The 22,175-nt window shown below is 42.4% G+C and carries 18 protein-coding genes; 9 read left to right on the forward strand and 9 right to left on the reverse strand.

The window, feature by feature from the left end; translation table 11 throughout:
- The first annotated feature begins 2 nt into the window (after window positions 1–2).
- Complete coding sequence (locus C1A09_RS01080) at window positions 3–1,238, forward strand: FtsX-like permease family protein (protein ID WP_101541901.1); 1,236 nt, start codon at window positions 3–5, stop codon at window positions 1,236–1,238.
- Between the two features lie 35 nt (window positions 1,239–1,273).
- Here C1A09_RS01080 and C1A09_RS01085 read toward each other — a convergent pair whose 3' ends face one another.
- The 3 genes from C1A09_RS01085 to aroQ all read right to left on the reverse strand — a co-directional run bounded on the left by C1A09_RS01085 (window position 1,274) and on the right by aroQ (window position 3,980).
- Complete coding sequence (locus C1A09_RS01085; RefSeq protein ID WP_101542411.1) at window positions 1,274–1,903, reverse strand: O-methyltransferase; 630 nt, start codon at window positions 1,901–1,903, stop codon at window positions 1,274–1,276.
- A 166-nt stretch (window positions 1,904–2,069) separates the two neighbouring features.
- Window positions 2,070–3,527: a pyruvate kinase gene (gene pyk / locus C1A09_RS01090; RefSeq protein WP_101541902.1), complete on the reverse strand. Its 1,458-nt coding sequence runs from the start codon at window positions 3,525–3,527 to the stop codon at window positions 2,070–2,072.
- Window positions 3,528–3,554: 27 nt separating this feature from the next.
- Window positions 3,555–3,980, reverse strand: a complete 426-nt coding sequence (gene aroQ, locus C1A09_RS01095) for a type II 3-dehydroquinate dehydratase (protein ID WP_101542412.1) — start codon at window positions 3,978–3,980, stop codon at window positions 3,555–3,557.
- A 77-nt stretch (window positions 3,981–4,057) separates the two neighbouring features.
- Here aroQ and xerD point away from each other — a divergent pair, with 77 nt between their 5' ends.
- The 4 genes from xerD to C1A09_RS01115 all read left to right on the forward strand — a co-directional run bounded on the left by xerD (window position 4,058) and on the right by C1A09_RS01115 (window position 9,591).
- On the forward strand, window positions 4,058–5,008 hold the full coding sequence (gene xerD / locus C1A09_RS01100) for a site-specific tyrosine recombinase XerD (RefSeq protein ID WP_101541903.1): 951 nt from the start codon (window positions 4,058–4,060) through the stop codon (window positions 5,006–5,008).
- Window positions 5,009–5,143: 135 nt separating this feature from the next.
- Window positions 5,144–6,835, forward strand: coding sequence for a tetratricopeptide repeat protein (locus tag C1A09_RS01105; protein WP_101541904.1), 1,692 nt, complete (start codon window positions 5,144–5,146; stop codon window positions 6,833–6,835).
- A 107-nt stretch (window positions 6,836–6,942) separates the two neighbouring features.
- Window positions 6,943–8,007 carry a TlpA disulfide reductase family protein gene (locus C1A09_RS01110; RefSeq protein WP_101541905.1) on the forward strand — a complete coding sequence of 355 codons (1,065 nt, stop codon included), beginning with the start codon at window positions 6,943–6,945 and terminating at the stop codon, window positions 8,005–8,007.
- 45 nt (window positions 8,008–8,052) lie between these two features.
- Window positions 8,053–9,591 (forward strand): YifB family Mg chelatase-like AAA ATPase, encoded by a 1,539-nt coding sequence (locus C1A09_RS01115; RefSeq protein WP_101541906.1) that lies wholly within the window; start codon window positions 8,053–8,055, stop codon window positions 9,589–9,591.
- 42 nt (window positions 9,592–9,633) lie between these two features.
- Here the strand turns inward: C1A09_RS01115 and C1A09_RS01120 are convergent, their stop codons facing one another.
- Window positions 9,634–11,694 carry an acetate--CoA ligase family protein gene (locus C1A09_RS01120; protein ID WP_101541907.1) on the reverse strand — a complete coding sequence of 687 codons (2,061 nt, stop codon included), beginning with the start codon at window positions 11,692–11,694 and terminating at the stop codon, window positions 9,634–9,636.
- A gap of 327 nt (window positions 11,695–12,021) precedes the next feature.
- On the opposite strand from C1A09_RS01120, the gene metG reads away from it, so the two are divergent.
- From metG to C1A09_RS01135, 3 genes are all read left to right on the forward strand, one after another.
- Window positions 12,022–14,064 (forward strand): methionine--tRNA ligase, encoded by a 2,043-nt coding sequence (gene metG, locus C1A09_RS01125; protein ID WP_101541908.1) that lies wholly within the window; start codon window positions 12,022–12,024, stop codon window positions 14,062–14,064.
- Between the two features lie 77 nt (window positions 14,065–14,141).
- Window positions 14,142–15,587: an O-glycosylation flippase gene (gene wzx, locus C1A09_RS01130; RefSeq protein ID WP_101541909.1), complete on the forward strand. Its 1,446-nt coding sequence runs from the start codon at window positions 14,142–14,144 to the stop codon at window positions 15,585–15,587.
- A 2-nt stretch (window positions 15,588–15,589) separates the two neighbouring features.
- On the forward strand, window positions 15,590–16,612 hold the full coding sequence (locus C1A09_RS01135) for a glycosyltransferase family 2 protein (protein WP_101541910.1): 1,023 nt from the start codon (window positions 15,590–15,592) through the stop codon (window positions 16,610–16,612).
- Here the strand turns inward: C1A09_RS01135 and C1A09_RS01140 are convergent.
- From C1A09_RS01140 to C1A09_RS01160, 5 genes are all read right to left on the reverse strand, one after another.
- Complete coding sequence (locus tag C1A09_RS01140; protein ID WP_101541911.1) at window positions 16,587–17,090, reverse strand: 3-deoxy-D-glycero-D-galacto-nonulopyranosonate 9-phosphatase; 504 nt, start codon at window positions 17,088–17,090, stop codon at window positions 16,587–16,589. The two genes, C1A09_RS01135 and C1A09_RS01140, sit on opposite strands and share 26 nt — an antisense overlap.
- Window positions 17,091–17,126: 36 nt before the next feature.
- Window positions 17,127–17,987, reverse strand: coding sequence for a glycosyltransferase family protein (locus C1A09_RS01145; protein ID WP_101541912.1), 861 nt, complete (start codon window positions 17,985–17,987; stop codon window positions 17,127–17,129).
- On the reverse strand, window positions 17,984–19,027 hold the full coding sequence (locus tag C1A09_RS01150) for an N-acetylneuraminate synthase family protein (RefSeq protein WP_101541913.1): 1,044 nt from the start codon (window positions 19,025–19,027) through the stop codon (window positions 17,984–17,986). The genes C1A09_RS01145 and C1A09_RS01150 overlap by 4 nt, the downstream gene beginning before the upstream one ends.
- 99 nt (window positions 19,028–19,126) lie before the next feature.
- Window positions 19,127–19,879 carry a cytidylyltransferase domain-containing protein gene (locus C1A09_RS01155; protein WP_101541914.1) on the reverse strand — a complete coding sequence of 251 codons (753 nt, stop codon included), beginning with the start codon at window positions 19,877–19,879 and terminating at the stop codon, window positions 19,127–19,129.
- The gene (locus C1A09_RS01160) at window positions 19,876–20,727 is read right to left on the reverse strand and encodes a hypothetical protein (protein ID WP_101541915.1); all 852 of its coding nucleotides are present in this window, start codon (window positions 20,725–20,727) and stop codon (window positions 19,876–19,878) included. The genes C1A09_RS01155 and C1A09_RS01160 overlap by 4 nt, the downstream gene beginning before the upstream one ends.
- Window positions 20,728–20,911: 184 nt before the next feature.
- Between C1A09_RS01160 and C1A09_RS01165 the strand changes: the two genes are divergently transcribed.
- Window positions 20,912–22,174: a glycosyltransferase gene (locus C1A09_RS01165; RefSeq protein ID WP_101541916.1), complete on the forward strand. Its 1,263-nt coding sequence runs from the start codon at window positions 20,912–20,914 to the stop codon at window positions 22,172–22,174.
- Window position 22,175: the final 1 nt, after the last annotated feature.

The following is a 22,175-nucleotide window of genomic DNA, read 5'->3' on the forward strand; positions in this document are numbered from 1 at the left end:
TTATGCACCTGCCATTTTACATTGCCCGTCGCTACCTCTTTTCTAGAAAGAAGCACAATGCCATTAATATAATCTCCGGTATATCAGTATGCGGAGTAACATTGGCTACTTTGGCACTGGTATGTACTCTATCTGTATTCAACGGGTTCCAGGATATGGTGGCAGGGTTCTTTACCGCTTTCGACCCGGAATTGAAAATTACAATTCGCGAAGGGAAAGTTTTCGATCCGCAAGAGTCACGTATTCAACAGATACGAACACTACCGGAGATAGATGTCTGGACAGAAACATTGGAAGAGAGTGCTATGGTTCAATATAAAGACCGGCAGGCAATGGCAGTTATAAAGGGAGTAGAAAACAACTTTGAGCAACTGACTTCTATTGATAGCTTACTCTACGGGACAGGTGAATTCATTTTAGAAGACTCGATTGTAGACTATGGCTTTCTTGGTGTGGAACTGGTCTCTGAACTAGGTACAGGCATTCAGTTCGTTGATCCATTACAGGTGTTTGCTCCCAAACGGAATGTACGGGTGAATATAGCCAATCCTTCCGCCGCTTTCAACCAAGATTATTTATTCTCACCAGGAGCCGTGTTTGTTGTCAATCAACAAAAATACGATTCTCGTTACATCCTTACTTCCCTGAACTTTGCACGCCGTTTGTTCAATTACGACACGGAGGTTTCTGCTATTGAGTTAAAACTAAAACCAGGGACAAGCACTGACGCTGTACAGAAAAAGATGGAAAATATACTCGGTGATCGGTTCGTTGTACAGAACCGTTATGAACAACAAGCTGATGTTTTCCGTATTATGGAAATTGAGAAACTTATTTCTTATCTGTTCCTGACTTTCATCCTCGCCATCGCTTGTTTCAACGTCATCGGTTCGTTGTCCATGCTGATACTGGATAAGCGTGAAGATGTAGAAACGTTACGTAATCTGGGAGCAGACGACCAGTTGATTTCTCGCATTTTCCTGTTTGAAGGGAGATTAATTTCTCTATTCGGAGCTATTATCGGTATTATCATCGGATTGTTACTATGTTTCCTGCAAGAGCGATTCGGACTTATCTCATTGGGAGGCGGTAGCGGCAGCTTTGTGGTCGATGCCTATCCGGTGAGTGTACACGCAACGGATATTATACTGATATTTATGACAGTAATTGCAGTAGGTTTCCTATCTGTATGGTATCCGGTGAGATATCTCAGCAAACGACTGCTGAAAAAAGGGTGAGAAAAAAGACAACGGGAAAAGAAATAGTAAGCCCTTTATATCTTGTGGATAATGGTCAATCCATCACGTAAGGGAAGAATTACTTTTTCTACGCGGTTATCTTTTGCTACCAGATCATTGAATTCTTTAATACGAATGGTTTGCAAATCGGAAGCATGGGGGTGCTCTTCCAATACATGGCCATCCCATAAGGTATTATCAGCAACGATATAACCGCCTACTGAAAGATGCGCCAATGCCATCTCATAATATTCAATGTATTTACGCTTATCCCCGTCCATAAAAACAAGGTCGAAAGTTATTCCCAACTGCGGAACACGTTCCAAAGCATCACCTATATAAAATTTAATTTTATCAGCATAGGCAGAATTCTCCAACCAAGGACGAGTAAAGTCTTCTTGTTCGTCATTGATTTCGAATGTATGCAACATCCCGCCTTCGGGAAGTCCTTCTGCCATACAAAGAGCGGAATAGCCGCTATAAGTACCTATCTCCAAAATCTGACGGGGACATATCATCCGGACAAACATCTTGAGCATACGTCCCTGCAAATGTCCTGAAGCCATCCGGGGATAAAGTAACTTGACATGGGTATCTCGATAGAGGGCTTTCAAGTAATCGCTCTCTTGATCAATGTGTGCCAGGATATATTCGTCTAACGTCATAGGAATTGAGGGTTTAACATTATCATACTGAACGAAATCGAAGAATCCCATTTTTCAGGAAGATAGACAACTCCACAGAAAAAGGAGATCCTTCGACAAAAATTCAGGATGACAGGTACTGTCAGATATTACTTTTAAATTAAAGTACTTCGCAAAATACGGTATTTTATAAATATCTATTGCTGTTAGGCAATACACTCTCTGTCGCATGTTTCAAAGCATCTTCTACGACATTGATTTCGAGGAAAGAAGTCTGCGTACCTGCTTTTCCGCTACTCAAGTAACCTACCATATCGGTAGGTTGCAAACGTCCTTCCTTCAACAAACGGCGAAGAGCGGCAAAATAATATTCTTGTCCATTGGCCAGTTCCGGCATATAAATAGCTTCCACACCATAGGATAAAGCAAGATGGCGCATTGTCTTTTCCTTATAACAGATGGCCAAAACCGGATATTTTCCACGAAACGCAGCCAGGTTACGAGCGGTACGTCCACTATAACTATCTGTAATGATAGCGCGGATTTTCAACTTAGTAGTGGCTTTTACAGCCTGCTTAGCAAGGAAAGCAGTTACATCGTTACTGTTCTCATCCAGAGGAATACGTATATCATTATCTGCCAACTTATCTTTTTCTGCCTGGGCAGCAACTTTAGTCATTGTTTGCACCGCTTCTACAGGGTACTTACCATAAGCGGTTTCACCACTTAACATAAGGGCATCAGTACGATAATAAATAGCATTGGCAATATCAGTCACCTCAGCACGGGTAGGACGGGGATTGGATATCATGGTATGAAGCATCTGCGTGGCAACGATTACTGGCTTCTTAGCGAGAATACATTTACGTATCAACATACGTTGGATACCCGGAATACGTTCTTGAGGAACTTCGATACCCAAATCACCACGAGCTACCATCACACCATCGGCTACCTCAAGAATTTCATCAATATTATCTACACCTTCCTGGTTCTCAATCTTGGCAACGATACGGATATCACTATTGTGTTCATCAAGAATTGCCTTGATATCAAGAATATCCTGTTTGTTGCGAACAAAAGAATGAGCAATGAAATCAATATCCTTCTCAATGGCATAAAGGATATTATTACGGTCTTTCTCCGTCAAGGAAGGCAGATTGATACGAACACCCGGCACATTGACACTCTTACGGTTACCAAGCGTAGCTTCATTCTGAACCTCACAAAGCAAATAATCAGGAGTCTTATCTACTACGGCCAATTCCAAATCACCATCATCAATAAGGATTTGTCCGCCAACATTCAAATCATTCACAAAATTAGGATAGGAAACGGAAATACATTCACGAGTAGTTTGCAGATCGGGATTGCCTACTACCTTTACACGGTCACCCACTTTAAAAGGAATCGGTTCGGCAAGCACGGTAGTACGCACCTCAGGACCTTTCGTATCCATCAGGATAGCGATACGATTGGATACCGAACGAACATTAGCTATCAATTTTTCAAACCCTTCACGTCCTGCGTGCGCTGTATTCATGCGCACCACATTCATACCGGCTTCGAACAACTTCTGTATAAAGTCTACATCGCAACGTTGGTCAGAAATCGTTGCAACGATTTTTGTTTGTTTCAATAACATAATCTTATACCTATTTACTTATTATATTTATTTTTTGTTATCCAGCAGCGCTTCCAAAGCTAATCTGTAAGAATTCAGCCCGAAACCGCAAATGACACCCTGACAGGCATTGGCAATCATGGATACATGACGAAATACCTCACGGGCATGTACATTGGAAATATGCACCTCAATCACCGGAGCAGTGACCGAACGAATAGCATCCTGCAGAGCAATGGACGTATGAGTGTAAGCACCTGCATTCAAAATAATGCCGTCCACATCAAAACCGACTTGCTGTATCTTATCTATCAGTTCTCCCTCGATGTTGGACTGGAAATAGTCAATTTGTACATCCACATATTTTTTACGAAGTTCGGCAAGGCAGTCTTCAAAAGTAACACTGCCATAAATGGAAGGTTCACGTTTGCCCAACAGATTTATATTGGGACCGTTAATAATTTGTATCCTCATAACACAATTTTTTATACCTTTGTCCACAGAGAACAATTTTTCAAGGTGCAAAGATAGTATAAAGGTAGGAAAAAGAAATGAAAGTAGGAGAAAAATCAACGGATAAAGAAAAGCGAGCGTTGATAATCAGAAAGTATAAACAATATCTGAAGTTGGAGAAAGGACTTTCTGATAACACCTTCGATGCTTACATGACAGACTTGAGAAAACTTCTGGATTTCCTGGAAAGCGAAAATATCAAGATATTCGATACTACACTTGATGACCTTCAGCGTTTTACTGCTGGTCTACACGACATAGGCATTCATCCGCGCTCCCAGGCACGTATTCTTTCGGGTATCAAATCTTTCTTTCACTTTCTTGTCATAGCTGATTATCAAGAAACCGACCCGAGTGAATTACTTGAAGGACCCAAAATCGGATTTAAATTACCGGAAGTACTCACTGTGGAAGAAATCGACAAGATTATCTCTACCGTCGATATGGAGAAAAATGAAGGTCAACGCAACCGAGCCATCCTGGAAACACTGTACAGTTGCGGCTTACGCGTATCGGAGCTCTGCAATCTGAAAATATCCGATCTCTATTTTGAAGAGGGGTTCATAAAGGTAGAAGGGAAAGGCAGCAAGCAACGGCTGGTTCCTATTTCTCATCGCGCTATCAAAGAAATAAAATATTGGTTTAAAGACCGTTGCCACTGGAAAATAAAAAAAGATTTCGAAGATTATGTATTTTTGGCACGATGGGGCAACGGCATATCACGCATTATGGTATTTCATCTGATTAAAGAGCTGGCACAAAAAGCTGGAATTACCAAAAATATCAGCCCGCATACTTTCCGTCACTCCTTTGCTACTCATTTATTGGAAGGAGGTGCCAATTTACGTGCTATACAATGTATGTTGGGCCATGAATCTATTGCTACCACGGAAATCTACACTCATATCGACCGGAATATGTTGAGAAGTGAAATAATTGAGCATCACCCGCGTAATATAAAATACAGAAAAGAACATAGCTTTTATTAAATTATAATAAATATGACAGTATTATTAACAAATTGACGAGAGAATTTATACCTTTGCGAAGCTATATCTATAGGACTATAGCAGCGAATTGTGAATAGACGAATTTCAATTACAAACAATTAATTTATATCTAAAATGACTAAAAAATTGTATCTGCCTTTGTTAGTGGCACTTGTTGCTGTTTTGACATCATGCAGCAGCAAAATGGGTGAACTGTCTTCTGACTATTTCACAGTGACTCCTCAAGTATTGGAAGCCGTAGGTGGTAAAGTTCCCGCTACCATTAATGGCAAATTCCCTGAAAAGTACTTCAAGAAGAATGCTGTAGTAGAAGTAACTCCGGTTTTGAAATGGGACGGTGGCGAAGCTAAAGGTCAGCCTGCTGTATTCCAGGGTGAAAAAGTTGAAGGTAACGACCAGTCTATCTCTTACAAGACAGGTGGTAGCTACACAATGAAGACTTCTTTCGACTATGTTCCTGAAATGGCTAAATCTGAACTGTATTTGGAATTCAAAGCTAAAGTTGGTAAGAAAGAAATTACAATTCCTGCTGTAAAGATAGCTGATGGTGTAATCTCTACTTCTGAAATGATCGGCCAGACTTTGGGTACTGCCAATCCAGCTAACGGTGACGATGCATTCCAACGTATTATTAAGGAAAAATATGATGCTAATATCATGTTCTTGATCCAACAAGCTAACGTACGTGCAAGTGAGCTGAAAACAGCAAAATCCTTCAACGAAGAAGTTAAGAATGTAAACGATGCTGCCAACAAAAAAATCAACAACATTGAGATTTCCGCTTACGCCTCTCCTGATGGTGGTGTTAAGTTGAATACAGGTTTGGCCGAAAATCGTCAAGACAATACAGCTAAAGTTATCAACAAAGACCTGAAGAAAGCTAAAATTGAGGCTGCAGTTGACACTAAATATACTGCACAAGACTGGGAAGGGTTCCAGGAATTGGTTAGCAAATCCAACATCCAAGATAAAGAATTGATTCTTCGTGTACTGTCTATGTATTCTGATCCTGAACAAAGAGAAACTGAAATCAAAAATATTTCTTCTGTTTACAAGACTTTGGCTGACGAAATCCTTCCGCAACTGCGTCGTTCTCGTTTGACTTTGAACTATGATGTTATTGGTAAGTCTGACGAAGAAATCGCTTCTTTGGCTGACAGCGATGCAAAACAATTGAACATCGAAGAATTGCTGTATGCTACTACTTTGACTAATGATCCTGCTAAGCAAGAAGCTATCTTTACCAAAGCTACTCAAATCTATCCGAACGATTACCGTGCTTATAACAATTTAGGTAAGTTGTCTTATCAGGCTGGTAATTATGATAAGGCTGAAGGTTATTTCAAGAAATCTCTTTCTATCAAGAATTCTCCTGAAGCTAACATGAACATGGGTCTTATCGCTTTGAAGAAGGGTGACAAAGCAACTGCTGAATCTTATCTGAGCAAAGCTTCTGGAACAAAAGAATTGAACGAAGCACTGGGTAATCTGTACGTAGCTCAAGGTCAGTACGACAGAGCTGTCAATGCTTTCGGTGATACAAAGACTAACAGCGCTGCTTTGGCACAAATTCTGGCTAAAGACTACAACAAGGCTAAAAACACTTTGGCTAATGTAGAAAAACCGGATGCTTACACTGACTATTTGATGGCTGTTGTAGGTGCAAGAACAAATAACTCTTCTATGGTTATGGACAACTTGAAGAAGGCTGTTGCTAAAGATTCTACTTTGGCTAAGAAAGCTGCTTCTGACTTGGAATTCTCCAAATATTTCACGAATGCAGACTTTATGAGTATCATCAAATAATAAGTATATAGATGAAAAGAAGTGCCCGACATAGAAATATGTCGGGCATTTTTTTTTATTCACACCAAAAAGAAGTATTTTCGCAACAAAGTAGCAGAAAAATCCATATGAAGAATATTTACCTTGCATATTTCCTCATTATCATATTATCCGCTTGTGGCGGTAAGAAGTCCGAAACGGTCAGCCTGAACGGTGAAATCAAAGGATTAGGAAATGATACTCTCTATATCTATGGTGCAGATAGGTTATATGACCGTATGGATACATTACTCGTCAAAGATGATAAATTTTCCGCCACTCTTACTCCGGATACTTTAGTAGAAACGTATCTATTGTTCAGCAACGGTTCTCAATATCCGCTCTTTATGGATAAAGGAGACAAGATACGCATTAAAGGTTCTGTCTCCGAGCCCGGTATATTGGAAATAAGCGGTAATAGCGCTAACGAGGAACTGACAGCTTTCCAAAATGAGTTGAAAGAGCTGGGTAAACCATCGCAGAAAGTGATGGAAGAAAAGGCAGAAAATTTTATCAATAGTCATCTTGCTTCATTAGCAAGTCTCTACTTACTCGACAAGTATTTCATTCAAAAGCATCAACCTGATTATAACCATATTAAAAGGTTAATCGAACACATGACAGGCGAACTAAAAGATCGTCCTTTTATTGATGAACTTCTGAACCGTATTCAAGAAGAAGAGAAGTCGGAAGTCGGAAAGACCACTCCTTATTTCCGTTTACCCAATGATAAAGGAAAAACTATAAGCCGTTCCGATTTTAAGGATCAGTATCTATTGATACAGTTCTGGGCTTCATGGGATACTTTGAGTCGGGACAGTAATGCTGTTTACAGGCGTATCTATAAAAAGGAACAGAAAAATAAAAAATTTGCCTTGTTGGGAATCTCTCTGGATATAGACAAAGAGAAATGGCAGAAAGCCATTAAAGCTGATACCTTGAACTGGGAGCAAGTTTGTGATTTCTCCGGTTGGAATGCTGAACCTGTCAAGTTGTTCTCCATTCGGAGTTTACCAGCTAATATATTACTCAGTCCTTCGGGAAGAATTGAAGGAAAAAACCTGAGCGAAAAGGCTATCGAAAAGAAACTGAAAGAAATAGAGGAAAGAGAAAAGAAAGAGACGGAAAGGAAACAAAAGAAAATAAAACGTTAATTTCATTGTCTCCTTTTCATTACTAATAATTAATCATTAATTCACGTGCTCATCAAAGTTTTTGGAGCGGCTGTTCAAGGTATTGATGCAACCCTTATCACCATTGAAGTCAACAGCTCCAGAGGCTGTATGTTCTATCTCGTCGGACTCCCGGACTCAGCAGTCAAGGAAAGTCATCAACGCATTATTTCAGCATTACAGGTCAATGGCTACCGGATGCCAACAAGTAATATTGTCATCAATATGGCTCCGGCGGATATTCGTAAGGAAGGTTCTGCATACGACCTACCATTAGCCATCGGCATGCTGGGTGCCAATGAAGTAATTCAAGCTGACAAAATGGGGAAGTACCTGCTAATGGGAGAATTGAGTCTGGATGGTAGTCTACAACCTATCAAAGGTACTTTGCCAATTGCCATAAAAGCAAGGGAGCTGGGCTTTGAAGGCATCATCATTCCTAAACAGAATGCGCGTGAAGCAGCTGTTGTAAACAACCTGAAAGTATATGGAGTGGAAAATCTGAAAGAAGTGATTGAGTTCTTCAATGGGAAACAGGAGCTTAAACCAATACAGGTCAATACACGTGAAGAGTTTTATACCCGCCAAAGCACTTCTGAGCTGGATTTTGCCGATGTGAAAGGACAGGAAAACGTGAAACGTGCACTGGAAGTAGCGGCTGCAGGTGGGCACAACATACTTCTAGTTGGGGCACCGGGTAGCGGTAAGTCTATGCTGGCAAAGCGTCTCCCTTCCATACTACCACCATTATCACTAGGTGAAAGTCTCGAAACCACTAAAATACATTCAGTAGCCGGAACACTGGAAAAAGAAGGAGGACTTATTTCTAAGCGGCCATTCCGCGACCCACATCACACGATTTCTACCGTAGCCATGACCGGAGGAGGCAGTTTTCCTCAACCGGGTGAAATCAGCCTCGCCCACAACGGAGTACTGTTTTTGGACGAATTGCCGGAGTTCAACCGGAATGTGCTTGAGGTGCTGCGGCAACCTCTGGAAGACCGGAAGATTACAATTTCACGTGTTAAATGCAAGGTAGAATATCCGGCCAGTTTCACGCTGGTTGCTTCTATGAATCCTTGTCCTTGCGGATACTATAATCATCCGACTAAAGCTTGCGTTTGTAGTCCGGGGCAGGTACAGAAATACCTGAACCGAATTTCCGGCCCCTTGCTCGACCGTATCGACCTTCAAATCGAAGTAATACCGGTTCCATTTGAAAAGATGTCCGATACCCGCCCAAGCGAATCGAGTGAGAGTATCCGTAAACGTGTGATACACGCCCGTCAAGTTCAGGCCGAAAGATATGCAGACATTCCGGGTGTGTATTGTAATGCACAAATGAACAGTAAGCTACTCGCACGCTATGGCCGTCCAGATGACAAAGGTCTTGAGCTACTAAAAAACGCCATGAACCGCTTCAATCTTTCAGCACGTGCATACGACCGTATCTTAAAGGTATCGCGCACCATTGCCGACCTTGAAGACAGCGAATCAATACAACCCGCTCATCTGGCGGAAGCCATCGGATATAGAAACCTGGATAGGGAAGATTGGGCCGGATAAAAAATTCCACCAATACCCGATCCTTTATACACAAAGTACTTATTATTTCTCTATCCTGATACGTGCATCCACCGCAATCACATTCTTCTCCGTTGCAAGCAACGGATTGATATCCATTTCCTTGATTTCCGTAGCAAAACGCAATAAGGTAGAGAGGCGTACTATAATTTCGGCAAACTTATCTTCATTGACACCCTTTTGGCCACGCGTACCTTTGATAATCTTATAAGCACGCAAAGAATGAATCATGGAATAAGCTTCCTCGTAGGACAAAGGAGCCAGACCAGAGGAAACATCTTTCAGCACTTCGACAAAAATGCCACCCAAACCACAAAGTACCACATGACCGAATTTTTCTTCGTACTTGGCCCCGATAAACAACTCCGTACCGCGTAGCATGGGTTGCACCATAATACCTGTCACCTCAGGAATTTGCATCATACGATCGAACTCCAAAGCAAGATGCTGCTCACTCTTTATATTCAGTACCACACCGCCCACATCAGACTTATGCACGGGTCCTACAACTTTCGCCACCACAGGAAATCCCGCACGACGGGCAAAAGCGAGTACTTCATCCTTATTGGCTGAGACAAACTCTTCCACTACCGGAATACCTGCCGAATGAAGCAATGCTTGTACTTGATGAGGTTCTATATAACCGTCTTCGGGAATAGAGTCAATAATACGACGTATGCGAGGAACATCCACCCCGAAGAGTTCAATTTCATTATTCGCTGGTCTCGACACATTCATGATGCGAGACAGCGCTGTACCTAACGTCACCTCATCCGCAAAGTTCACATGTCCTTTCGCGAGAAATGCGGCAACTTCCGCTCCTGCGGTGTTGATGGAAGGAAGAATAGGGAAAATAGGCTTTTTACAGGTCTGCATCTTTCCGTGCAGCACATCATACATTTCGAACATGGTGACCAGCCCGGGTGTACCGAAAATAGCCATCACGGCATCCACATTGTCAAACTTCTCTTCACAGTATTCCAAACAAAGGCGCAGATGTTCGGGGGTCCCCGTGGCAAGGATATCTATCGGGTTTCCTACCGCCGCACCCGGAAAAAGTAAACTTTTCAACTCTTCGGCAAGCGGGCCTTCCAACTTCGGTACGTTCAATCCACCCTTACTCAAGGCATCCGTCAGCATCACACCCGGCCCTCCCGCATGAGTAATAATGGCGAAATTCTTCCCTCTCAGCTCCGGCAAAGTGAAAATACACCCCACTGTAGTCAGTTCCTCCCGTGAATGGCAACGCACAATACCTGCCTTACGAAACAGAGCTTCCACCGCAGAGTCGGGACTGGCAATGGCACCTGTGTGCGAGGATGCTGCCCGACTTCCACTTTCACTGCTACCAGACTTGATAGCCGCAATCTTGCATCCTTTTTTTATCAGTGAAGAAGCATGGAACAATAATCTGTCCGGATCGCCGATACTCTCTATATAAAGCAGTTTTATTTTAGAATCTCTTTCCGTATCAAAATGTTCATCCATATATTGCAGCACATCCTCCACTCCAATCTGCTTGGCATTACCTACAGACCAGACGGAATTGAACTGTAAACCTTTGGTAACCGCACTCTCCAAAATAAATACCGCAGTCGCACCGGAACTGGATATCAGGTCAACGCCTTGCGGATGCAAGTTAGGAATAGGCTGGCTGAACACACTATGATGCCAAGTATTCATCAATCCGATGCAATTAGGTCCTATTAATGAAGCACCGTATTTATTCACCGTCTCCAAAATACGGTTTTCCAACAGTGCACCCTCATGGGTTTCTTCTCCAAAACCCGCAGAAAGAATGATGAATGCACGCACCTGCTTTTCAGCAGCAAGTACCTGTACCGCCCCGGGACATAACGTCGCCGGAATGGCAAGTATCGCCAAATCCGTTTCAGGAATATCCTTTACATCAGCATACGCCACTACACCTTGTACTTCGGTTTCTTTCGGATTGACAGCACGTAATTCTCCTGTATATCCACCGTTCATCAGATTTCTCAAGATAGCACCTCCCGGCTTATGCACATTATTGGACGCCCCCACTACCACAATACTGGCAGGATGCAACAATTGGTTTGTTATCATAATCTGTTTATATTATGTTTCAACTATACAATGCACAAATATACATTTTTTATACGTGGATACAAGAGATAGGAGAGTTTTTCCTGAAGTATTATTTACATTCTACGCAAAACAAATTCAGAAGAAAATCATTCTATACATAAAACAAAAGAAACAATTCATTTCATTAGAAAAGTATCATCCAAGAAAAGAAAAATAACGACTGACACAAAACACCGGGAAGACAACCTACGTTTTATGTTTATATATACTATTCGTATTTAACAGAAAACCGTTATCTTTGCACATCCTAAAAGCGTTCATAACAAAAGAGATACATATAACACAATGGAAAAGAAATTCAAACGTACCACCGTGACATCGGCACTGCCGTATGCAAACGGCCCCGTTCATATCGGACACTTGGCCGGAGTCTATGTTCCCGCAGATATCTATGTCCGCTACTTAAGACTGAAAAAAGAAGAAGTTGTATTCATTGGAGGGTCTGACGAGCACGGAGTACCCATCACTATACGTGCCAAAAAAGAGGGTATCACACCGCAGGATGTAGTAAACCGTTATCATACACTCATTAAGAAATCTTTCGAAGATTTCGGTATTTCATTTGATATATACAGCCGCACAACTTCAAAAACTCATCACGACACGGCCTCCGATTTCTTCCGTAAATTGTACGACAAAGGTGAATTCATTGAAAAGACCAGCATGCAATACTACGATGAGGAAGCAAAAACTTTCCTTGCCGACCGATATATTACCGGTGAATGTCCTCATTGCCACGCAGAAGGTGCCTACGGTGATCAATGTGAGAAATGCGGAACCAGCCTTAGCCCTACGGATCTGATTAATCCCAAGAGTGCTATCAGTGGAAGCGAACCTGTAATGCGTGAAACAAAACATTGGTATCTGCCACTGGACAAACACGAAGAATGGTTACGCCAATGGATTTTGGAAGACCATAAGGAATGGCGTCCCAATGTATACGGCCAATGTAAAAGTTGGCTCGACATGGGTTTGCAACCACGTGCCGTTAGCCGTGACCTTGACTGGGGTATTCCTGTACCCGTAGAAGGTGCTGAAGGTAAAGTACTTTACGTATGGTTTGATGCACCTATCGGTTACATCAGCAATACGAAAGAGCTGCTGCCCGACTCTTGGGAGAAATGGTGGAAAGACCCTGAAACCCGTCTTGTACATTTCATCGGAAAAGACAATATCGTGTTCCACTGCATTGTATTTCCTGCCATGTTAAAAGCTGAAGGAAGTTATATCCTACCGGATAACGTACCGAGTAACGAATTCCTGAACCTGGAAGGAGATAAGATTTCTACTTCTCGTAACTGGGCTGTATGGTTACACGAGTATTTGCAGGATTTTCCCGGAAAGCAAGATGTATTGCGCTACGTGCTCACTGCCAACGCTCCGGAGACGAAGGACAATGACTTTACCTGGAAAGACTTTCAGGCACGTAACAACAATGAATTGGTAGCCGTATACGGTAACTTCGTGAATCGTGCCTTGCAACTGACAAAGAAGTATTTTGACAGTGTGGTTCCCGCTGCAGGCGAACTGAACGATTACGATAAGGAAACTCTTAAAGAATTTGCCGATGTAAAAGCTGAAGTAGAAAAATTATTAGACGTATTCAAGTTCCGCGATGCCCAGAAAGAAGCTATGAACTTGGCACGTATCGGCAACAAATACCTTGCAGACACTGAGCCCTGGAAACTTGCCAAGACAGACATGCCGCGTGTTGCTACTATTCTGAATATTTCTTTGCAATTAGTAGCCAATCTCGCCATTGCTTTTGAACCGTTCTTACCGTTCAGTAGTGAAAAACTGCGCAAAATGCTGAATATGGATAATTTTGATTGGGCAGAACTGGGACATACAGATTTACTTCCCGCCGGACATAAGCTGGCAGAACCGGAATTGTTGTTCGAGAAAATTGAGGATGATGTCATTCAAGCACAGGTAGACAAATTGCTCGCTACAAAGAAAGCCAATGAAGCAGCCGGCTACAAGGCAAATCCCATCAAACCTACCATCTCTTTTGAAGAGTTCGAGAAACTGGATATCCGTGTAGGTACCGTATTGGAGTGCGAAGTTGTTCCCAAAATGAAGAAGTTGTTAAAATTCAAGATTGCCGATGGACTGGAAAATCGTACTATCGTGAGTGGTATTGCCCAGCACTATAAACCCGAGGAGTTGATAGGTAAGCAAGTATTGTTTATCGCCAACCTGGCTCCCCGGCAATTCAAGAATGGCCTGGTAAGCGAAGGAATGATTCTTTCCGCCGAAAACTATGATGGCGCATTGGCAGTGACTTCATTGCTGAAAGAAGTAAAACCGGGTAGTGAAGTAAAATAAGACTTATCCTCACCGCACGTACCCATGCGGTGAGGAATATTGACTTTTACCGGCAATCTCACAAAGATCAATATAAGATGGGTGATTTATCGCTAAAAGAGAAAACAGCTAAAGGATTATTCTGGGGTGGCATAGGCAACGGTGCCATGCAATTGTTGAACCTTGTTTTCGGAATATTTCTTGCACGTCTGTTATCCACCACCGATTATGGTATGGTGGCTGTGCTTACTATCTTTTCTGCCACAGCAGGCATTTTCTCGGAAAGCGGTTTCATCCTGGCGCTTGTCAACAAAAAGGAAGTCAACCCACAAGATTACAATTCCGTTTTCTGGTTTAATATCAGTATCGGTATTACACTTTATCTGTTACTGTTTATAAGCGCTCCTTTCATTGCCGACTTCTATCATACTCCCGAACTTACCGAGCTGGCACGCTTCCAGTTCTTAAGTTTCCTCATCGGAAGTTTTGGTACAGCACCTACAGCATATTTATTCCGAAACCTCATGGTAAAAGAACGTAGTCAAATACAAATAGCAGCCATTCTCGTTTCCGGAATTGTAGGGGTTACTTGTGCCTATCACGGATGGGGATATTGGGGAATTGCCATACAAACCGTATTATATACCAGTACCAATACTGTATTGCTTTGGATATTCTCTCCTTGGCATCCTACCTTCTCATTCAAATTCTCTCCTTTACGGAAACTACTTCCATTCAGCAGTAAGCAACTGTTTACATCTTTATTCACGCATATCAACAACAATATATTTTCTGCATTGCTGGGACGTTTTTATACTATTCAGGAAGCCGCTTACTATTCACAAGGAAGCAAATGGACCACTATGGGGTACTCCACCATCTTCGGAATGATAAACAGTGTGGGGCAACCTGTATTCAAAGAAGCTTCGGGAGACGTTCAACGCCTGCAAAACATTTTCCGGAAACTATTACGTTTCACGGCTTTTGTCAGTTTCCCTGCCATGTTAGGACTCGCTATCATTTCGCGCGAACTGATTGTATTGACCATTACCGACAAATGGTTACCTTGTGTACCCATCATGCAGATCTTATGTGTATGGGGAGCTTTTATGCCCATTTCCACCCTCTACTCCAACCTAATGAACAGTATAGGACGACCGAACATTTACATGTGGAACACCATTACATTGGGAGCCTTCCAACTACTATGCGTGTGGTTCAGTTATCCTTACGGGTTGAATGTAATGTTGATAGTCTACACTTCCATCAATATATTATGGTTGTTGGTCTGGCAATATTTTGCCCACAAACATATAGGAATTTCTCTATTGCATATCCTATGGGATATTAGTCCCTATGTTATCTTGTCGGCAGTAACCATGAGTTTCACTTATTGGGTAGGAAGCCATATTGAGAATAACTATATTTCCCTGCCGGTAAAGGTAATTCTGGCCGCTTCACTTTATATATTCTTTATGTGGAGTTTGAGATCCACCGTCTTTCGGGAAAGCCTGCAATATTTATTAAAAAAGAAAAACTTGTAACAATGACTCTACAAAATGTTACCGTAATCATCCCTGCACACAACCGTCCTGAACGCTTACGCCGATTACTCAACTATTATCGCCATACGGATATAAAAATACTCGTTCCCGACTCGTCCGATCGGATATTCCCTTATGCGGCAGAATATCCGAAAGTAACTTACCTGCACCGTCCCAGACTACACTTCCTGTTGAAAATAAAAGAGATACTTCCGTTTATCAATACCCCCTATGTAGTTTACTGTGCCGACGATGACTTCATAGTGCCCACCGGTATTGCGCAAATGGTTGCCTTCTTAGAGACTCATCCTGATTACAATACGGCACAAGGACATTACCTGACCTTCACCCCTCGGAAAGGGAAAGTCCATTTTTACCCACGTTATATCCGTTATTTCGACAAACGGATTACAGACGAAACACCACGTGAGAGACTATTACAAGAAAAAAATATGTATGCATCCCTCCTATACTCGGTTATACGTACCGATGTTTTTCAGAAGATGTATGCCTCCTGTTTCAACACCGACGGAAGTCTACGTTTTTCCAACCTTTTTCTGGCAGAAGAGTTTTTTAACCATGCCGCACTCATATCCGGTAAATACGCCACATTACCCTATTTCTACAGTGCACGTGAACGTATATCCGGTTCCGCAACCGACCAAACCGTACAAGTATCTGTCATCAAGACTTCTCCAGAGTATCAAAAAGAATATCAAGGTTTCTTGTTGGCTGTGGGAGAATTATTGAGAGACCAGGAAACAAGCAAACTTGAAGAAGCGATCTCCTTCATATGCAACATCAGTAATATGCCCAAAGACGCTCCCGGAATTTCATGGAAAAAGAGACTGATGGAATTTACCAAAAAATATGCCCTACTACGTTGGGTAAACAAACTTGCAGACCAAAGATATCATCAGAAAGGGCTTAAGGCTGTAAAAGGAATGCCAAGCTATCCTTGTACATTCTCCACACCCGAAAAAGAAGAAATCATTAAAGCTATTTTGACAAACAACGTTCTATAACCGACTGTAACATACCATTGTCGGCCAATAGTTTCTCCACAAACTCCCGGAAAGCCCCATAACCACCATGTGCAGTTGTCACATAAGCCACTTCACGTTTCACGTAGTCGGGTGTATTACTGGGCGAAGCGCTGAAACCAACCCGACGAAGCAGTGGCAAATCGTTCAAATCATCACCGATAAAAGCAACTTCTCCCAGGGTTATACCCAGTTCGTTACATAATTCTTCAGCCTGAGCCACCTTGTCCTTCACACCCAGATAACAATATTTGATTTTCAACTTATCGGCACGTTTTTGGACAATCTGCGTATTCTCACCGGTCATAATGGCTACGGGTATTCCCAGCTCACGCAGGAAAATCACACCCCAACCGTCTTTCACGGAAAAGCGTTTCATTACATCCCCCTCGCCGGTATAATACATTCCACCATCAGTCCAGACGCCATCAATATCAGTAATCACTAATTTCGGTAACATACTTATTCATTTAAAATTAAAAATAGAGAATTCCCATCAACTGCGTTCACCCAGCTTGCCACGTTTTCCATCACGATAACCCTCCCAGAGAGCTTTCCATTTGGCAAACTTTTGCTTCTCGTACAAAAGTACAAAGACCATCCGTTTATATAAATGATAGCGCAAGTGAGCCTTCAAATTTAAACTCTCAGGATAAAGCTTATGAAGAATGATACCATTCCGCACATTATAATAGGTACGTGCCGGAGGATACTCATTAGGAAAAACTTCTTTTCCCAGCAGACGGTGTTTCTTCTTCTGATATCCCAAGTCGTGCTGCAACAGGATATTCTTGAAGCAAACGGTCGGTACCCCTTTCCGGGCGGCACGCCAGCAATACTCACTATCGATACCCCAAACAAACAAGTCTTCCATGAAAGTACCCAATTCCTCAAACAGGCTGACCGGATAGATCGTACCGGAAGTCATGGCGGAAGATACTTTATCTACTGTATCCACCACCGGATAAAGGGAAGATTGTTGCGACTTGATAAAATAATTCACAGAAAAGATAGTTTGCTCGTCTTCTCCATAACCTCGAACAGCCGTCATGTAGCGCCGGAACTCTCCATCCAGAAAGAAACTGTCCTGATCGAGCGTCAAGAGATGGGTAAATCCATTCTTACGGGCATAGTCCACGGCGTCATTCAGAGCAATACCGATACCTACATTCCTCCCGCACCCCCTATATTCCAAACGTTCCGGATGACAGATTTCCGACAGAGGCAATTGTTTTTTCTCGCCCTCGGGCGTATTATCCCACAACAGCAATTTGTCTACCTGCGGCAGATAGCTATTGATATTTCCGGTTAAATCCTCGCCGGGATGATAGAGTACGACAACAGCAGCCAGTTTCATTCTTCAATCAACGAAGGATAAATAATTTCGTTACGGGGTATCTCCTTTAGCACCCGGTGTCCTATCACCTTATTACGGTCAGCCCACTTAAATCCGTCTCCGGGACTGAGCAGATGGATATCATTTTCTGTAATCATATCCCCCGGGCACAACACCTTATTAGTGGCGATAGAACGTTCCAGTTTCACCTTAGCGGCTGAAACCGCAGGGTCTACATACAGTTCTTCCTGCCCCAACCAATGCTCCGCGATGCGGATGTCACGAATCATACGGTTCACACCGTCCGGTCCCAAAGACCCCTGCTGGTCGGTACCCTTCATGCGACGGTCTATAGTTACGTGCTTTTCTATGATCTCGGCACCCATGCCCACAGCAACCACCGGAGCCGCAATGCCGATAGTATGATCGGAAAAACCGATGACATACTGTCCATAGTACCGCTTCAGATAGCTGATTGTTTTCAGGTTCAGGTTATTGGGCTGAGTGGGGTACTGTGACACACAATGCAGAATGGAAATATCACTGTGATAACGGGTGATAACATCCAATGCATCATCCAGTTCTTTCTTTCCCGCCATACCTGTAGAAAGGATAATAGGTATTTTAGTTTCCGCCATTACTTCCAGCAAAGGAAGGTTGGTAAGATCACGGCTTGCCACTTTCAGCCGATCAGGCGTAAAGAGTTTCAGTAATGACATACAGCCCTTAGAACAAAGAGTCTCCACAAAATCCAATCCCAGAGACTTGGCATGCTTGTAGACTTCGAAGTGTTCCTCATCCGTCAATTCCAGAAAAGCCCGGTGCTCACCGTATGTACGTCCGAAAGAGTGGGGAGAAACATACGGCCGGTTCATTTGCGAGTCGGTCAGCTCCTCATTCAGGTCACGCTTAGTCAGTTTCACCGCATCCATCGGACGCAGTTCCATATTGAATACCTCCTCACGAACAGGGCGGGATACCAAATCAACAATCAACTTGGCTATATCGACCGAACCATTGTGGTTTTGTCCGATTTCTCCGATAATGTAAGTACTCTTCATATTATATAAAATAGTTTACAACCATTACGATAAATATTCCGTTGCATCACGAACGGCATTCAGCCTTAACGAAATTGCACAAAAGAACGTCGCGGAATGTCATTTTTCATTGCGGGCAATGTTCTCCAACATCTTTACACGATACTCCGGATGCGTTTCTACCAACTGCAACAGAGCATGGATACTATGGTCTGTCTGCTCATGAAAGGTGGCATAAAGCGTTTGCAGCAGAGTAAAATCTTCCATGGTGTCGAGGGTAAAGCGGAGATCGAGCCGCTCCTCCAGCCCATCGGGCATGGGAAGCAGGCGAACACTAAACTCCGAGGGGTGTGTATAGAGATATATGGTGACGTGCTCGATGTAGAGTTTCTCTTGCGTGGCAGCAGCAGCACGACGCAAAGCGTCGGTCGTAGTCAACTCGGCAAACAAACCCAGATGCGACTTGATGGTGGGACGGCCGTCAGCAAAGCCGTATGCAATGTAATCTGCCGGACAAGTATCGTGTTCATTAAAGAATACCTTGAAACTGTCCGGACGCAGGAAAGGATTATCCGAACAAACACGGATGAAGCGGTCGATACCAAATGTCTCGGCAGCCCGGATAAAGCGGTCGAGCACATCGTCTTCGTCGCCCCGGTAACAGAAAACTTTTGCCTGGCGTGCAACTTCCGCCAACACATCGTCTTGCGGGCGATCGGTAGTGGCAAGTACGATTGTCTTCTCCGGACAAGCTTGCCTAATATTTGATATCAAGATATCAATAATGCGCTGTTCACCATAAAAAGGGAGCAGTATTTTATTATGCAACCGGGTAGAACCGGTACGTGCCTGAATGATTATTCCGTCTTTCATAATTTCATTCGTTTAAAAGCGTCGATATAACTGCCCGGTGTAATATTAATCACCTCTTTTCCCAACTTCCGGGCATATGCCTCAAGTATAAAGTAAGATTTAAAAGCCACGTGCATGTGATAAAGTATAACATAGAGACGGGCACTATTCAAGTTTTCCTGCTTCACGGTAGCCGCCTGCGACTTATTCTGGTCGTAAAAATGTTTCTGATGCATCAGCACCACATTCTCGTCCGTCACCGTGATTTCCGGTAACCAAGAGTGATCGGCACCCGCCAGGTATATCTTCTTAAAAGGCAGACGCAATCCTATCGCGATGGAAGGTATCAGTACATTATGTGGACGGGGAACACCCCAACCCTTACGGAATACCCAATTGCAAAAACCTTGAAAACCCTCAATCGGAGTAGTGTTATAAATACAAAGATTGATATTGGGATTGCCTGCCAACATCGGTTGCCATTCTTTATTCTTCAAAGCACGGGCAGGAATAAACAAATTTATCGGCCAGGTAGTTTTTTCCGCCAGAGTTTGAAACAATTGCACCCGTTTTTCGGGAACAATCCAGAACAAAGGGTCTGCTATCAAGTAAAGTTCAGGGCGAAGTTGTTCAAACATAGGTGACGTTACACAAAAGTTCACTGCCAACAATGTCTTTTCTTTCACAAATTCCGGGAATTCCTGCACCGTATGGTTCAATGAAGGGCCATTAGCCAATATCAATAACTCATCCGCATTACTGAAAGAAGATGGCAAGCGAGTATTCCACTTAGATTGCAACAATACCTTCACTACGCTAAGAAAACATTGCCACAATTGTTCCAACCATTTTAGTCCTTTTTCTCCCATAGCTATAAAATTATATACAATTAAAGCTATTCACACCCCAGATACCCAATGTATATACCGGTCTTACAATAGCTGATTTTAATGTCGCAAAGATAGAGAGTTTAGTGATTACAGACTAAAAAATAAATGTTTTTATAGAATATAAAACGACAAAAACAGTACTTTTGCACAAACATTCTCCAAAATGAGAGTACTATTAGTAAACACATCTGAGCAAACCGGTGGAGCAGCCATTGCCGCCAAACGTTTAATGAAATCGCTTCATACAGTAGATGTAGATGCAAAAATGCTTGTTCTACACAAAGAAAGCGATTTGTCTCAGGTAATGTCAATAGGTAAAAACTGGCAAAAGCGGTATACTTTCTTATGGGAAAGACTGATTATATGGATTAACAACTTATTCAGTAGAAAAAATCTATTCACCGTATCCATTGCCAATACAGGATTTAATATCACTAAACTACCTTCGTTTCAAGAAGCGGACATCATCCATTTGCACTGGATTAATCAGGGATTACTCTCCATTAAAAGTATCCAGGAAATTCTAAAATCGGGCAAACCTGTCATCTGGACAATGCATGACATGTGGGAATGTACCGCCATTTGCCATCATGCACATAACTGTACAAACTTTAAAAGTGAGTGTAAGAATTGTCGGTTTCTGCGTTTTCCCGGCAATAACGATTTAGCACATAGAGTATTCAGAAAAAAATTAAAACTCTTTTCTAATCATGATTTAAGTATTGTAGCAGTCAGCAACTGGCTTTCTACACAAGTCAAACAGAGTGCTTTGTTGGGAAACAAAGATATTCTTGTAATTCCGAATGTGCTTTCTCTTTCCGATTTTAAAATATTGGATAAAAAGATATCCCGAAAAGAACTTTTCTTGCCCAACAAGTACATCATTTTATTTGGTGCGGCCAGAATTGATGACCCCATCAAAGGTTTTGAGTACTTATTAAAAGCCATACATCTATTAATCAAACAAAAACATTTCCAATCCGAAGAGTTGCATCTGGCCTTATTCGGAAAAATAAAATATCCCCAGAAAGTACTTGTCCATATTCCCATCAGTTATTCATATTTCGGAAGAATTGACAGTTCTCATAAGCTCTCGCAACTATATTCTGCGGCAGACGTTACAGTTTCAGCCTCACTGTACGAGACTTTCGGACAGACACTTATCGAAGCGCAAGCATGTGGTTGTATCCCGATCTCATTTGGAAACAGCGGACAATCGGACATCATACACCACAAAAAGAATGGCTTCTTAGCAGACTATCTATCGGCTGACAGCCTGGCAGAAGGAATCAAATGGGGAATGACGGAAGGAAAAGACACCCTTTCCAAAGAAAGTATGAGAAATTATGTGTTCGAAAAATACTCCAGTAAGGTAGTTGCCAATCAATATCTCGACCTTTATAAGACTGTTATCAAAAAAAAGTAAT

This window comes from Bacteroides cutis, assembly GCF_900241005.1.
Classification (GTDB): domain Bacteria; phylum Bacteroidota; class Bacteroidia; order Bacteroidales; family Bacteroidaceae; genus Bacteroides; species Bacteroides cutis.